Source organism: Microbacterium sp. zg.Y909, assembly GCF_024626565.1.
Window position 1 is genome coordinate 1 of record NZ_JANJFJ010000677.1, and the last position, 1,128, is coordinate 1,128.

At 72.8% G+C, this 1,128-nt stretch carries 1 protein-coding gene and 1 pseudogene; both read right to left on the reverse strand.

Annotated features, from left to right (window positions below; genetic code table 11):
• Positions 1-453: recombination mediator RecR (gene recR, locus NQ160_RS24060; protein WP_257517492.1), on the reverse strand; the 453-nt coding region annotated here is incomplete at its 3' end.
• 3 nt (positions 454-456) lie between these two features.
• Positions 457-1,128 (reverse strand): annotated as a pseudogene (locus tag NQ160_RS24065) (DNA polymerase III subunit gamma and tau); the annotation flags it as partial.

A 1,128-nucleotide genomic window follows, 5' to 3' on the forward strand; every position in this document is an offset into this window, starting at 1 on the left:
CGTCGCCTCACCCTCGAGGTTGGGGTTCGTGGCGAGGATCACTTCCTGCACGGTGCCGTCGGCCAGGCGCTGCATGAGCTGCGTGATGCGCAGGTCGTCGGGGCCGACGCCGGCGATGGGGCTGATCGCCCCGCCGAGCACGTGGTACAGCCCCCGGAACTCGCGGGTGCGCTCGATGGCCGAGACGTCCTTGGCATCTTCGACGACGCAGATGAAGGCCGGGTCGCGCCGCGGGTCGCGGCAGATGCCGCAGCGGTCCTGCTCCGAGACGTTGCCGCAGATCTCGCAGAAGCGCACCTTGTCGCGGATGTCGGTCAGCAGCACGGCGAGGCGGGCGACGTCGAAGTTCGGGGTCTGCAGGATGTGGAACGTGATGCGCTGCGCCGACTTGGGGCCGATGCCCGGAAGGCGCCCGAACTCGTCGATCAGATCCTGGACGATGCCGTCGTACATGGCTTAGTTGAACCTCGTCGGCGGGGTGTAGGGCTCTTCGCGCACGAAGGTGGCGCCGAGCATCTGGCGGACGACGGGCTCGCCGTAGCGCTCCACTCCCCCGCGCGTTGCGATGGGCCGGCTCGTGACCACGACCGGCGGCACACGCACGTCGACGGGGACGTCCGGCACCTCGTCGGCCTCGCTCTCGTCGGTCTGCGCCGAGGGCGCGACGGCGTCCGCCGGGAGTACGTCTCCCTCGCGCGCCGGAGCGAGCGTCGCCACACGCATGCGCGCACCGGCGACGTCTTCGGGCTCGTCGTCGACGGCCAGCTGTGCCGGCGGCGCAGCCATCGTGGGGTCGTCAGACGGGATCGGCGCGACCGCCCACTGGGTGACGGGGGCTGCCGCGGCGGGCGATGAGCCTGCCGGTGCCGGTGTACGCACGCCGGGGCCCGATGGCTGACCGCCGCCTGCGGGCGCACCGCCGGGCGCCGGACCCGTCGGCGGCGGGGTCACGGGCGCAGGCCCGGCCGGGGCCGCACCGGCGGGCGGCGGCGTGGGGTCGGTGTCGTGGCGGGCGATGTACTTCACGCGGATGCCGAGCACCTGCTGGATCACGCCGCGGAGGTCTTCGCTCGGGCCTTGCCCGGCCTGCAGCTTCTTGAACGCGGCGACGTCTGCCTGGCTCTGGAA